This is a genomic window from Ohtaekwangia sp. (genome assembly GCF_036786105.1).
Taxonomy (GTDB): Bacteria; Bacteroidota; Bacteroidia; order Cytophagales; family Cyclobacteriaceae; genus Ohtaekwangia.
Genome location: NZ_DAIQRQ010000090.1, coordinates 1 through 14,076 on the forward strand (window position 1 = coordinate 1; position 14,076 = coordinate 14,076).

General features: G+C 44.6%; 10 protein-coding genes. 6 read left to right on the forward strand and 4 right to left on the reverse strand.

Annotated features, from left to right (window positions below):
* Together V7Q33_RS21930 and V7Q33_RS21935 are read left to right on the forward strand one after the other, a co-directional pair.
* A partial coding sequence (locus V7Q33_RS21930; RefSeq protein WP_333821278.1) for a RagB/SusD family nutrient uptake outer membrane protein occupies positions 1 to 435 on the forward strand: 435 nt, incomplete at its 5' end.
* A gap of 58 nt (positions 436 to 493) precedes the next feature.
* A complete protein-coding gene (locus tag V7Q33_RS21935) occupies positions 494 to 895 on the forward strand; it encodes a hypothetical protein (RefSeq protein ID WP_331980900.1) in 402 nt (133 codons plus the stop codon).
* On the opposite strand, the gene V7Q33_RS21940 is transcribed toward V7Q33_RS21935, so the two are convergent.
* Both V7Q33_RS21940 and V7Q33_RS21945 read right to left on the reverse strand, forming a co-directional pair.
* Entirely contained in the window at positions 892 to 2,817 is a 1,926-nt protein-coding gene (locus V7Q33_RS21940; protein ID WP_333821279.1) for a tetratricopeptide repeat-containing sensor histidine kinase, read from the reverse strand. The two genes, V7Q33_RS21935 and V7Q33_RS21940, sit on opposite strands and share 4 nt — an antisense overlap.
* Positions 2,818 to 2,941: 124 nt before the next feature.
* The gene (locus tag V7Q33_RS21945; RefSeq protein WP_333821280.1) at positions 2,942 to 6,478 is read right to left on the reverse strand and encodes a VCBS repeat-containing protein; all 3,537 of its coding nucleotides are present in this window, start codon (positions 6,476 to 6,478) and stop codon (positions 2,942 to 2,944) included.
* A 395-nt stretch (positions 6,479 to 6,873) separates the two neighbouring features.
* Between V7Q33_RS21945 and V7Q33_RS21950 the strand changes: the two genes are divergently transcribed.
* Positions 6,874 to 8,223, forward strand: coding sequence for a sensor histidine kinase (locus V7Q33_RS21950; RefSeq protein WP_333821281.1), 1,350 nt, complete (start codon positions 6,874 to 6,876; stop codon positions 8,221 to 8,223).
* Positions 8,224 to 8,344: 121 nt separating this feature from the next.
* The gene (locus V7Q33_RS21955) at positions 8,345 to 8,587 is read left to right on the forward strand and encodes an acyl carrier protein (protein ID WP_331966382.1); all 243 of its coding nucleotides are present in this window, start codon (positions 8,345 to 8,347) and stop codon (positions 8,585 to 8,587) included.
* A 1-nt stretch (position 8,588) separates the two neighbouring features.
* Here V7Q33_RS21955 and V7Q33_RS21960 read toward each other — a convergent pair whose 3' ends face one another.
* Positions 8,589 to 8,936, reverse strand: a complete 348-nt coding sequence (locus V7Q33_RS21960; protein WP_331978002.1) for a YopX family protein — start codon at positions 8,934 to 8,936, stop codon at positions 8,589 to 8,591.
* Between the two features lie 21 nt (positions 8,937 to 8,957).
* On the opposite strand from V7Q33_RS21960, the gene V7Q33_RS21965 reads away from it, so the two are divergent.
* Both V7Q33_RS21965 and V7Q33_RS21970 read left to right on the forward strand, forming a co-directional pair.
* Entirely contained in the window at positions 8,958 to 9,866 is a 909-nt protein-coding gene (locus V7Q33_RS21965) for a diacylglycerol/lipid kinase family protein (RefSeq protein WP_333821282.1), read from the forward strand.
* A gap of 67 nt (positions 9,867 to 9,933) precedes the next feature.
* Complete coding sequence (locus V7Q33_RS21970; RefSeq protein WP_333821283.1) at positions 9,934 to 11,067, forward strand: DUF2911 domain-containing protein; 1,134 nt, start codon at positions 9,934 to 9,936, stop codon at positions 11,065 to 11,067.
* Here V7Q33_RS21970 and V7Q33_RS21975 read toward each other — a convergent pair.
* Positions 11,050 to 12,960: a tetratricopeptide repeat-containing sensor histidine kinase gene (locus V7Q33_RS21975; RefSeq protein WP_333821284.1), complete on the reverse strand. Its 1,911-nt coding sequence runs from the start codon at positions 12,958 to 12,960 to the stop codon at positions 11,050 to 11,052. The two genes, V7Q33_RS21970 and V7Q33_RS21975, sit on opposite strands and share 18 nt — an antisense overlap.
* Between the last annotated feature and the right edge of the window lie 1,116 nt (positions 12,961 to 14,076).

The following is a 14,076-nucleotide window of genomic DNA, read 5'->3' on the forward strand; positions in this document are numbered from 1 at the left end:
ACCGGCTATGCCTTCCGTAAGTATACCAACTTTACAGACGGTGGTGATATGAGTCAAAGCCTGAACGCTCCATGGATGCGCTCTGCGGATGTATACCTGTTGGTAGCTGAAGCGAAGATACGTTCCAATCAAAATGGTGATGCCGAGCTGAATGCTGTGCGCGCACGCGCAGGACTCGATCCTAAAACCAATGCAACCATGGCCGACATCATGCACGAACGCCGCGTAGAGCTGGCTGGTGAGAACGACCGCCATCAGGATTTAATGCGCTGGGATAAAGCAGGGCTTATCGATATCGTAGCACACTATGCCATCGCCCGCGGCCCATATAAGCCAGCCCGTGTATTTGTAAGACCGAAGCACTATTACTATCCGCTGCCACAACGTGAAATTGACTTGAGCAACGGTATATTGATTCAGAACGAAAATTACTGACATACTTTTTTTCCATCAGCGCGGGTGCACAGCCTGCGCTGATTTTTTATATTACCCTATGAGAATTTTGGTCGCCTCTGTTTGTATATTCTTTACCGCTGCCTGCGCGAACACCAACGAAACGGAATTGCTGGCCACCTGGAAAGTAGACTCGGTCTATAATTATCACAACGGCTTTGATATGATGACGTATGGAAGTGACCCGGAGATACTTTATCATTTTCAACCGGATGGACGCCTGCGCATGACGCTCGACAAGGAATTCCGTTACCTGTACTACGAGTGGCATCAGGATACATTACTTTACCGCGACAACGATAACAAGATTGTTGAACGACTTACGGTGCTAAAGGTAAATGGAGATCAGTTAGTATTACAAAAGGCCAAGCGACCGCTGTTTCATGAACAAAATCAGGATCGCTATGAGATCCGTTATCTCTCTAAAGTAAAAGAAGATTAAGCCGCTGCCCGGGGGATTGTGAATATAAAGGAGCTTCCTTTTCCTGGCACACTTTCAAACCAGATAGAGCCTCCGTTTTTCTCTACAAGCTCTTTACACAGCGTTAATCCGAGGCCGGTACCTTTTTCATTCGATGTACCCGGAGTCGTAAATCCGGCAAAACCGTTAAAGAGATGAGATTGCTTCTCCAACGGTATACCACGACCGGTATCTTTTACAATCACTTTTATATACTGCTGATCGTGCTCTGCTACCGAAAGGAACAACTGATCGCCTGCGCGTGAAAACTTGATAGCATTGCTCATCAGGTTTCGCAACACAATATCTACTGTGGCCTTATCAGCATAGGCAAGGGTTGGGGAAGTTACATCGTTGGAGACTACCACCTGCTTCATATCGGCCTGGCCTTGCACAAGGCGTACATTATCGGCTACTACCTGCTTTAAATCAAAGTTTTCGGTTTGAAGAGACATACCGTCCATTTGGCTTTTAGCCCAATGCAACATATTCTCTACAAGTTGTACCGTTACACTCAGCTTCTCTCCTACCAGGTCGCTCATCAATGCGATCTCTTCGTTTGTAAGCGTACCTTCTTTCATAAGCTCTACAAGGCTTTGCAGCGAATGCAACGGGCTCCTGAAATCGTGACTAATAATGGATATCAACCGGTTCTTGATGGCATTCAGCTTCTCCAGGTGATCGTTCTGTTCATCGATCTTCTGCTTTTGAGAGATGATTGCTGCATTGCGCTCTTTCAGAAGCTCGTTGAATTTCTTCCATCGCACATTGGAGACAACGAGGTATATAATTACCATTGTCAGTATAAACACACCTGCTATATAGGTTCTCAACTTGAATTTTTCGCGAACAATTTCTTTCTGCTGGAGCGCTTTGTCTTTTTCAAGCAATTCAATCTGATGCTGCTTCCGTTCCAGGTCGTGCTGCGCCTGTAATGTGTTAGCTTGCCGCTCCTTTTCAATGCTGTAAAGATTTTCCTTCAGCTCGATCTCGCGATTGCGATAATAGAGTGCACGCTCCGGGTTATTGGTTTGCCTGTATCCTTCATACAAAATATGACAGGCACTGGTGATCAATTCCTTGTTTCCCCCCGGATCAATGTTCTTCATGCTAAGTTGTGCGTAGTATATACTTTTAGCGTATTGCTTTTTGCCAGCATATACCTTTGCTATGGTGTTGTAACTAAAAGATATTCCTTCAATGTCGTTCAACCGTTGAGACATAGCCAGCGACTGTGTCAGATATGGCAGTGCTTCGTCATACCGCCCTGTACGCTCGTATATCTCACCAATGTTATATAATGTAACGGACATACCAGACGAGTCATTCAATTCCTGGGTGATCTTGTAAGCCTCCCGGGTATATGTCAACGCCTTTTCATATTCCTTTTTCTGCGTATATATATCCGCGATGTTAATCAGCCCGTTGTATACCGCCGCTGGCCCGTATGGTTTCATCAGCTCGATCGATTTTTCGAAGCATTCCACCGCTTTGGCATAGTTACCCAAGCTGGAATACACAATACCAATATTGTTATAAGTATTACCGCTAAGCCCGGCCATATGCAATTCTTCACTTAGGCGGAGTGCCTGCAGATGGCAATCCAGCGCTTCCGGAAAGCTTCCCTTGGCAACAAGCGATACGCCTTTGGTAAGATAAGCCAGCGCTATACCCTTTTTAAAATTAATGGATTTTGCCAGGGCCAGTGATTTATCCGCCATGAGAATGGCACTATCGGCATTGCGGTACCAATAGTAATGCGAAAGCTTGTAGTACAGATTTACGCGTGTAGTATCGTGGGCAGGTTCCCTTAATTGCTGGAGTAAACGAGCAGGAGTACTGGTCTGTGCAGACGTCAGCGTCAGAGCCGCGAGTAATATTCCTATGATCAATAAAATCCGCATGGTTGTTTGATACCCTCTGAAATTGGATTCAAACTTAAAAATCAGCGGCATTATTCCATAAATAGATTCAGGCTATTCATTACATCGAGTTGTATCTATTTATTTTGATTGATTTCTTTACCCGCTATGGCTGCCCCGTAACCATGCGAGACTTTCCACTTCTGTGGTAAATCAAAACTTGCTCTGGTGCACCGGGAACCAACAGTTTACGTGATGATTGTGAAAGATAACCGCAACCAAAGTAGAACTCTGTCTTTACGCGTTTGCGATTTTTGTATACTTGTATGGCATATATATCATCGGGCTCTACAGATATTACATAGCCTTTCTCATTTGATGTTTTGAATACGCACAATGTATCGTTGTTTTGGGCGGCTAGCATGAGCGTACCTCCCCCATTTAGAGTCAAAGTCGCCAGCCCTCTTGCTGCACCTTCAATGAGAAGTCCACTCTTCTGCAGCCCTACCGGCCACAACTTACCGGTGCCATCTCCCAACAATACCAATCCTTTACCGGCATCGTAACGACCGGTAAGAACATCAGCAGCGTTGGAGTTACCTGCGAGCACAACATCTGCATGACCATCATGATTATAGTCACCGACTGCTATACCATATACAGGAGCCATTTGCGCTTGCAGTGGTAGTGGTCTTAGTTCCCATGCTCCTTTACCTTTATTTTCCAGATAACTGCTGTTTAATACTTCTACCCGAATCACCTTCGGGGTATGTTTGGTTTTAAGGATGAGGCTATCCATCGTTTCGTTAGCATATATTTTGTAGCTCGGATATCGCTTTTTAAAGGAAACAATCTGTTGAAACAGGTCATCGCGGGGATGAGCCGGACGATTCACACCTTCTATATAATACGCCAGCAGTGCTTCATGCACGCCGTCATCATTAAAGTCATCAGAATATATACTTACCGGTTTTCCGGGTGATGTTTTATACCGCGAGTTCAAGCCTAGATTTCCCAGTATATAATCAGTATCACCATCTTCATCAAAGTCGCCACCCTGTACACTGTTCCACCAGCCGATTGAATGAGGTATCGTTGTGGCATTCGTCAACGTACCATTCTTATTATGAAAGATAGTAACCGGCATCCATTCGCCTGCTACCATCAGGTCGGGTTCATCATCATTATCTACGTCCGTCCACAGTGCGCTCGTTACCATGCCTACTGTTCGCAGGCCCGGTGCTACGCGCTCAGTTACATCGGTAAACCTGCCATGATCGTTTTGCAGAATGCAGCTTTTCCCTGCCTGCGGATATTGATGTGGCGTATGGCGGCCACCAATAAACAGATCAAGATCACCATCGCGATCAAAATCTGCCGCTACTGCACACGAACCGCTGCTGTGGAATACAGGCAATGCATCTGCGCTATATTTGAAGTTACCGCTACCGTCATTTACATATAATCTATCCTGGTAGTAACGCGATTCCGCTTCAAATTCATTTCCTCCGCTCACCACGTATAGATCATTATCATGGTCGCCATCGGCATCAAAGAGCAACGCGCCTATATCCTCCTCCACCTTCTCCCCTTGTATCAGCGGCCTTGCTATAAATTTTCCGGAACGTTGTTGTACGAAGAACTTTCCGGATTGATGAAATGCTCCACCAATGAAAACATCATCCAATCCATCGCCATTGATATCACCTACCGCAAGGCCCGGCCCCTCTTCAGAGAATTTGTGTGGCAGTAGTGGTTCGATCTTGAAATCTGCATACTCCGTTTCTTCGTGTTTGTATGCTATGCCTGTACTTTTCAACTGCTCAAAAAGCGAAAGTTCAATCAGCGGTTTATCAGTCGCTGGTGTCGATGCTTCCGTATACTTTATAACAAGTACCTGATCTGCCTGTATATTTTTCAGCGTTTGCTTTTTACCATCCGGCCAGTATACGATCACCGAATCAACCTGATGTTTCTTCCCCAAACCAAAATGTATATTCTGTTCCACGGTAGATTGATAGCCGCGATAAGGCGAATGTTCAACAGACTGAATAGAATCTTTTCCAATATATAGTATTACACGTGTGCCATATCCTTCACGGTTTCCGGAAGGACCGTGCAGTTGAAAACGCAGGTAATGATTTTGCAATTGTACATTCGCGTGATTCTCATACACACATGCCGGCCCGTTAATATTGTTGGTGATATAGTCCAGGTCGCCATCGTTATCAAGATCTGCATAGGCAGCGCCCGCTGAATATACCGGAGTGGTTAACCCCCATGCCGTTGACTGATCAGTAAAGGTAAGGTTTCCGTTATTGCGAAAACCCATCACGGGAAAGTGTGCACCCGCCAGGCTGTTGATTGCTTTAAGCCATTTCTTTCTGGTAGATGCATTGTATCCATCGTGCAGAAATTCCTGCATACGATAACTTACAAAATCACGATTCGTAATATCCCGCGGATAACCGTTGGTAATGAGCAGGTCGCGCCAGCCATCATTGTCTACATCCATAAACAGCGGGCTCCAGCTCCAATCGGTAGCCTCCACTCCTGCCAGTTGCCCCACTTCACTAAAAACCACACGACCGGATTTATCCTTTCCGTTATTTAACTGTAGTGTATTACGCATGTACTGCGGTGTATAGCCATATTGTATCTCAGAGCGATAGCGGTCGTAGTTGGTAGAGCCAAACATAAGTTTTTGCCGCAGGTTCGTGTAAGGCAACATGTCTACCTCCACTATGTCGGCCAAACCATCGTTGTTATAGTCAGATACATCATTGCCCATAGCCGAGTAACTGGTATGACCGAAGTATTGCCCTGCCCGATCAGTAAATGTACCGTCATGGTTGTTGATATATAGCAGATCGTTCGAGAGATAATCGTTCGAAACAAAAATATCAGGCCAGCCATCCTGGTTAATATCGTTAATGGCTACACCCAGTCCGTATCCTTCTATAGTAATACCGGCTTCATTTGAAACATTGGTAAACGTATTATTACCGTTGTTGCGATATAACCGGTCGGTGTTGATCATCTCGCCATGCAACCGCTTGGGGCGAATTACATTGGGACCCGTTTCATCGGTTATATTCGTTAGTATATATACATCGAGGTCGCCATCGCGATCGTAGTCAAAGAAAGCGGCCTGCACCGAATGGCCAATATCATCCAAACCATAAGCATGTGCTTTTTCTGTAAATGTATTGTCATGGTTATTGATATATAGCTCGTTGGCAAGCTGGGCAGGTTTTTCAAACGGGCCGGCATAGCATACATATATGTCCTGCCAGCCATCCTGGTTAATATCCACAATCGATACTCCGGTTGCCCACTTGCCGAGTGTTGCCAGATGTGCAGGTTTGGTAATATCCTCAAATTTTAAGTTACCCTTGTTCAGGTATAACCGGTTGCTGCTCATGTTGGCAGCAAAGAATACATCTTTTTTACCGTCATTGTTTACATCGAGTATGCCTACACCTCCGCCATTATAAAAATATTCGAATGTAATGATGTTCAGGTTTTCATCGTCATAGAGCTGGTTCACAAAATCTATACCGGTGCGTTCGGGCGGCAATAGTTCCAGCAGCATTTGCTGTTTAGACTCTGGCGCACACTGCCACAACAACAGCGCCATTATCAGGCAAGCTATATATCGGGAGAAACGGCTGCCATCAAAAGAAGAACTATATACAGGCATAGAGTATAGTTTTTATGGAAAGTTACAACGTCATTCCTGCATTATGATGTCTTTTGTATTATATAAAAATGTTGTAGGGGTAATGGCACACGAGGCGGTAGTGGAAGATTGGAAGGTTAAAAATTAAGGGATCGTTATTTCTGAGGATAAACCTGGAATATAGCGGGATACTAATCTTTCAATTTTTCAAATTTTCAAATCTTATAATTACATAATTACAATCTACAATCTTCTAATCCCTCTTCTTCTACCCGGTGTTCGCTGCGTACACTTTTGTATCAATATCGTACATAGTACATCTTAGTTTTAAATTTACCAACTTGTGCCTGAATCTTTGCGTTAGTAGTCTGGGGGCGATTACTTGCGTATAATAGTTTTTACCATTACCCTTGCTTATGGATTTTAACTGGCGGTCACCAGTCGTACCACGCGTAGCTTTTCTGGCTGCATCTATTTTTCTGTTTTGCTTCTTTGCTTTTTCAGAGCGAAGCTGGGTTTACACGCTGGTCTTTCTGGGCCTTAGTGCTTACCAGATCAAATTGCTCATTGCATACCTCGATCGCTCGCATGAAAACATAGCCTCGTTCCTCGACTCTGTAAAATTCGATGATCTCTCTTATTCATTCAAAACAGAAAGCGATGATCCCGCTGTTCGGAGACTTCATCAGGAGCTGAATGAAGCGCTGCTGAAATTGCGCAGCTCACGCAGCGAAAAAGACTCGGAATCGCTCTTCTTCAAAAATATTGTGATGCATGTGGGGATAGGTCTCATCGTGTTTAAGGAAGACGGAACGGTAGAGATCTTCAACAGCGCTGCACGCAAACTTTTGAAGATGAACCGCATTGAAAACATACGCGACCTTACGGAAGTAAGCGATACGCTGGTAAATGTATTCACGAAACTGAAAACAGGAGGCCGGGAGCTGGTGCGCCTGAAGATCGGCGAAGAGATTGTACAACTCTCCATCTATGCGATCGAGCTCACGCTGCGGGGGGAGAACGTAAAACTGATATCCGTGCAGAACATCCAGAGTGAACTGGAAGAAAAAGAAATGGAAGCCTGGCAGAACCTGGTGCGCGTACTTACACATGAGATCATGAACTCTGTAACCCCTATTTCTTCGCTGGCGGGCATTGTGGAAGAAGAACTGAAACCACACATCAACGAGAACAATGGAGTTCCACTGAGTAAAGATCAACTCAGCGATATACATCTCTCCCTGCAAACCATCAGCAAACGCAGCGAGGGGCTGATCCATTTTGTGAAGGAGTTTCGCAGTCTTACCTCTATTCCCAAACCCCGCCCTACACAGATCGATGTACGCTCGTTGCTGGATGAGCTGATCATGCTGCACAAGAAAGATATCTCCGAAAAGAATATCCACGTATCGATCTCGATATATCCTGAAGACCTCACAATTTCTGCCGATAAAAACATGATTGAGCAGGTAGTGATCAACCTCTTCAAAAATGCTACACAGGCATTCGAAGACCAGGAGGATAAAACCATTGAACTGCGCGCATACCTCAATGAAAAGTCGCGGCCGGTAATTGCCATCAAAGACAATGGTACAGGCATTGACCCGGAAGCACTCGAAAAAATATTCATTCCGTTCTTCACTACCAAGAAAACCGGCTCTGGTATAGGACTGAGTTTGTCGCGTCAGATTATGCGCCAGCATCAGGGTACATTGAGCGTGAAGTCTACCGTAGGCAAGGGCACAGAATTTTTCATGCGCTTTTAGGCGGTAATAATTTGCTTCAGTAGATTTATGTAGCTGAAGTTCCGGCCGTTACCATAGCCGATTTACAAAAATTAGAAATTTGGAATGGTTTTAATACATTTGCCAAACATAATATCACCTCATGCAAGACATTCCGCAGAAAGTCACCAAAATACTGACAGAAAAACTCGGCATCGCAGCATCTGAAATTACCCCTGAAGCCAATTTTGTTAAAGACCTCGGAATCGATTCTCTCGACTATGCAGAAATTGTGATGGAATTTGAGCAGACATTCGACATCCGCATTCCGGATGATGATGCTGAGAAACTCCAAACCTACGGACAGGCCGTAAAATATATTGAAGAGAAAGTAAAGAAGAAGTAATTCACTTCTTTTCTGACTCAAAGTAACTGCAGAGCTTTACACCACTCCTGGCCACCGCCTGCGAAAGCGGCTGATGAACAGCGTGATTATATACTTGCACCATATGCCAGGCAGCCGGATCGCCACGCCAGGCAATTACATACCGGTCTTTACCCACCAGCAGGATATCCATTTCATATAGCTCCTCACCGGCTTTGTCGTACAGGCCCGTGAACTGTAACAGTATATGATCTTTTTTTACCAGCTCCCCTTTTATACACTCAATAGTATCGAGACGCATCAGTAACTTTGTTTCTTTATTCCAGGCCTTGAATAGTAACTTTCTGGGCGATTGAAATTCCGATTCCATAAAAATTAGTAATGTTGAACCGTGAACAACGAAGGTAAGAAGGTATTATTCATTGTCAACAAGTATGCAGGTACGGGGTATCAGCCTGCTGTTGAAGGACGCATTGTTGATGCGTGCGTGAAGAACAATGTAGAGTGTACGGTAGAATTTACGCGGGCACCAGGCCATGCAATAGAACTGGCGGAAAACGCCAGGCAGCAAGGCTTTGATTTTGTAGTGGCTGTAGGAGGTGATGGAACCATAAACGAAGTGGCCCGCGGGGCGCTGAAAGGTGATATACCGATGGGCATTATACCACGTGGCTCTGGCAACGGATTATCACGGCACCTGGGTATACCGCTTACTGTTGGGCAGGCAGCGCTATCGTTGTTCGATAGCTCAGTGTTGAAGATGGATGCCTTTACGGTAAATGGTAAACTATCGCTCAACGTTTCAGGTATCGGTTTTGACGGGCACATTGCCAACCTCTTTGGTGGCAAGACCAAGCGCGGGCTGGCCGGCTATGTGAAGCTTACCGTTGAAGAGTTCTTTGCCTTTCGTGAGTTTGATATGGAACTATCGATCGATGGAAGTACCTTCTCACGCAGCGCATTTATACTGGCCATTGCAAATTCCTCACAATATGGCAACAACGCCCGTATTGCTCCGGCCGCTTCGGTGCGCGATCAACTGCTGCATGTAACGCTGGTGAAAAGAGTACCGGCTTATCGCGTTGACTTCGTCTATAACATGTTTACCGGCGGACTTGGTAATTCTTCTTTCTGCGAGATGTGGGAAGGCAGATCGCTGGTTGTTAAAACATCGAGGCCTATAGCATTTCATGTGGATGGTGAACCGAGCGGTCATGATACAACTTTTACTATTGAAGTATTGCCTGCCGCTCTTCAGGTTTTAGTACCGAATAAAACCCTTCAAAAAGGAACACTGTAAATCCCGCGTGAAGGGTGACATCGCTTTAACAGTATAAATCGTTAATTGCCATATAACCCACCACGCTATGAAAAAAATTTTAGCATTTCTCGTGGCCCTTGCAGCAGGCTTTTATGCTGCAGCACAAAGTATTTCTCTGCCACCCAGTGGCGATAATCAGAAATCCACGGTAACACAATGGATTGGTCCGGTTTCGGTTACTATTGACTATAGCAGTCCCAACGTACATGCGCCCAACGGTGACGACCGTAAAGGGCATATCTGGGGCGAGCTGGTGCACTACGGATTTATAGACCAGGGCTACGGCACTTCCAAAGCAGCTCCGTGGCGTGCCGGTGCCAATGAGAATACAGTAATCACATTCTCGAACGATGTAAAGATTGGCGGAGAAAAGTTGAAGGCCGGTAAATATGGTCTGTTCCTCGATGTAGAAAAAGATGGGCCGTGGACATGGATCTTCTCCAAGACTTCCGATCGCTGGGGAAGTTATTACTACGATCCGAAAGATGATGCACTGCGTGTAAAAACAACTCCGGAAGATGCAGAGTATACGGAGTACCTCACTTATAGTTTTACCGATCGCGAACCTAACTCTTCTGTAGCATTTCTGCAGTGGGAAAACAAGCGCGTTCCATTCAAGATAGAAGTACCCAATGTAAATGAGCTGTATGTAGAGAAGATCCGTGGTGAGCTGATGGGCAACCGCATGGGCTTCGATTATACTCCGTGGATGGATGCGGCACAATTCTGTGCACAGAACAAGATAAACCTGGAAGAAGCACTGACCTGGGCTGATAATGCCATCAGCGGAACGTTTATAGGCCGTGAGGATTTCGCTTCACTGCAAACCAAAGCGCTGGTGCTATATGCCATGAAGCGCGATGCAGAAGCCGATGCTGTTATGGACAAAGCCATTAAACTGCCTACAGCGCATGTACCTGATGTACATCAATACGGCCGGTCATTACTGGCAGCGGGCAAATCTCAAAAAGCCATGGAAGTATTCAAACTCAATCGCCAGCTTCACCCTGACGATACATTCACTACCTATGTAGGCCTTGCCCGTGGTTATACTGCATTAGGCGATAAAAAGAATGCGATCAAGAACTGGGAGATTGCCATCAAGAATATACCCGACAATCAAAAACCGAACCTGCCAGCGTACGAAGCTGAAGTAAAAAAATTAAAAGGAGGAGCTTAATGCTCCTTCTTCTCTTTTAACGGTGGCCATATCCAGCTTGAGTCGGAAGGTAAACGTAGTTCCTTTTCCTTCGGCACTTTGTACGGCAATTGTGCCTTCGTTGTGCTCAATAAATTCTTTGATTAGCAGCAGACCTATACCAACACCCTTTTCCTGGTGTGTGCCTAATTTTGTAAAGTGTGTTTCCGCATTGAAAAGCTTTACTACATCAGAAGCACGCATCCCTACACCCGAGTCTGATACCGATACTTCCATGTAATCTGCAAAACGTTTTTGAGCGATAACTACCAATCCGCGCTGCGAATTGAATTTTATAGCATTCGAGATCAGGTTGCGGAAGATCATGCGCAAATGGTTCTTGTCTACCAGCACACAATGATCCTGCTCCAACTCATTGAGTATAGATATATCTTTACTCTTGGCCGCCCCGGCATAAAGAGCAATGATATCATCTGCTACCATTTTTACAGACGTAGACTCCATATTCACCTGCAGTCCTTTCAATTGCGACTGTGCCCAGTACAAAAGGTTCTCAAGGTTTTCCTGAACAGCATCGAGGTTTTGCTTCAGGGTATTGGAAGCATATTGAAATTCTTCCTGCGTAAGCCCTGTCTCTCCTACGAGGTTCATCAATCCGCGCAAGCTTGCCAATGGGCCGCGCAAATCATGGCTGATGATCGAGAAAAGTTTATCTTTTGTGTCATTCACATTGCTCAACTGCATCGCCTGCTGGGCGATCTCGCGGTTCTTCTCGGCAAGATTATCGTGAGAGCGTTTTCTAAGGCGGTTATTATAAAACAGCACCAGCGCCAGCATCAACATAAGACTTAAGCAGCCAAACGAAAAGTATATCCACACACGCTGGTTGTTGATCTCTTCCTGTTTAAGCTCGGCATCTTTTGTGAGCAGTTCAATCTGAGTTTCCTTGATCTCAGAATCGAAACGTGCTTGTTGCAAAGCCAGGTATTCGCTATTGCGCTTGTCGTAAAGTGAGTCGTGTATACGTTGATAAGCGGTTTGATACTCCAGTGCCTTTGTATGATTTTTCTTGGTTATGAAAGCCTGCGCAACGAGCTTGTACGTATTCTCAAGTTCGTCCTGGTATCCATACTTCTTGGCGAGGGCAGTATTCTCAAAGAAATACTGCAATGCTTTGTCTGTATGATTTTGCTGCAGGTATAAATTTCCAATCCTGCGCAGTATAGATGCCTGGTGGTACGTTTTACCATCCATACGGGCCAGTAACAATGCCTTGCTGAATTTTTCTTCAGCACCTTCGTAATCCTTCCTGAATAAGTCTATATCGCCTAACATGCGTAGCACTGCGCTTTTGCTATAGTTGTTTCCGCTACGATTACTCAGGTCGTATGCACGTTGTGCATAAATTACAGCAGAGTCATATCGATTGGTATGCAGCAGCACATACGCTATGTTGCTCAATGTGCGCGCGGCTGTAGCGAGATCGCCAGTCTTTTCATTTAAGGCATACGTGCGTCTGAAATACGTAATGGCCTGCGGATATAATTTCTGATCGAAATAAATGGCCGCTATACTGTTGAGGCTCCGTGCCATAGTAGCCGTATCGAATTGCAATTCACTGAGGGCGAGCGCATCAGTTGAAAGTTGAAAGGCTTCGGAGAGATTGCCAAAACGGTAGTATATCCAGCCGAGGTTTTCTTTGGCAGGCCCTAGTCCGGCTTCATAATTCAGTTTACTGGCAAGTTCGAGTGCCTCCTGGGCATAGTGTAATGCTTTGGTGTTGTTTCGCTCACGAAGAATGGTAACTAATTCGTTAAGACGAAGAACTTTTGCTGCATCGTTAGGAGCATTCTTTATGATGATTTCTAGGCTGTCTGCTCGCTGATATTGACATACACCAATGCAGGGGAGCAATAAAAATATTAAGGTAAACGACCTTAAAGGCATATTACAGTAAAAAAATATCATGCAACTAAAGAATGTTAGGGATGACTTTCCTACGAAAAATACCCAAAAACCTACATAAGACTTTTCAGCCTTAAATTGTATAAAAGAGCTTTGATTCGATATCAACAGCCCTTTTATGCATTGATTTTAAGGTTGTTAATTACTTTCCGGTGTAGATCAGCGCATAATCAAACCCTCCAAAACAATCCTGATTGGAATATCTGACATTTGCGGTAAACCGGCTGTCGTCAGAGGCATGGTAGAGACCTCGTCTCAAACTATTGATATTGTGATTCCCTGTATTTAGGTTATGTTATTCACAAAAAACAAACCCCATTCTTTACGTTGAACAACCTCCTACCGCAAGTGAGGCAAAACTTAAGACCGATAAGGAGAATCACTCTTTGTCGGAATTGATGTCTCCACACCGGTAAATGTACACTGAACTGTACCGCACGGTTGCCAATATCACATGCCCTTGTACAGTGATCGGTGCCCTTATACGGCCGATATATATTATTGAAAAATTCATATCCGGCACGTTCCGTCATCCACGAGTGTAAAAATGATAATCAACAAAGTCTATATGCTTCGGATAGAGACGTTATAGTAGGGAAATTTAATATGCTATAAATAAAAAAGCCCCTCCGTCTGAGGGGCTAATCCTTCTGAAATTTTTTTCATTAACCTAAACTTATGAAGAAATTTCTACTTGTATGAGGAAGGATTGTATCGTAAAGTTTAAATGTTACTCATTAAATTCTATCACCCAATACGGTTGATTTTATAGTAATGTTTCGTACTTAGCAGTATATAAGTAGCGATGAATAGCTAGCTACTATTTGTTAGCTTAAGAATAAATATAGCTGCAAGCTGCCAGCCTCTGGTTGCCAGCCTGAGATTTGTAAGGTAGCATTACTCGCTAATAGTAACGAGCAGTTAATGAACACTATAAAATATAGGTTAATGATGGCAGAGTATAAAGCACTCACATCTACTCTCTTATTCGATAGTCGGAAGCTCACTACTGCTTGTAGCTATCCTTTATTTCCCACAGATGCACAGATTAAAAGACAATCCCGA

Coding starts and splice junctions, on each gene's coding strand:
- V7Q33_RS21970 (WP_333821283.1), top strand. CDS start 9,934: ATGAAAAAAATTTTAGCATTTCTCGTGGCCCTTGCAGCAGGCTTTTAT.
- V7Q33_RS21955 (WP_331966382.1), top strand. CDS start 8,345: ATGCAAGACATTCCGCAGAAAGTCACCAAAATACTGACAGAAAAACTC.
- V7Q33_RS21945 (WP_333821280.1), bottom strand. CDS start 6,478: ATGCCTGTATATAGTTCTTCTTTTGATGGCAGCCGTTTCTCCCGATAT.
- V7Q33_RS21960 (WP_331978002.1), bottom strand. CDS start 8,936: ATGGAATCGGAATTTCAATCGCCCAGAAAGTTACTATTCAAGGCCTGG.
- V7Q33_RS21935 (WP_331980900.1), top strand. CDS start 494: ATGAGAATTTTGGTCGCCTCTGTTTGTATATTCTTTACCGCTGCCTGC.
- V7Q33_RS21940 (WP_333821279.1), bottom strand. CDS start 2,817: ATGCGGATTTTATTGATCATAGGAATATTACTCGCGGCTCTGACGCTG.
- V7Q33_RS21950 (WP_333821281.1), top strand. CDS start 6,874: ATGGATTTTAACTGGCGGTCACCAGTCGTACCACGCGTAGCTTTTCTG.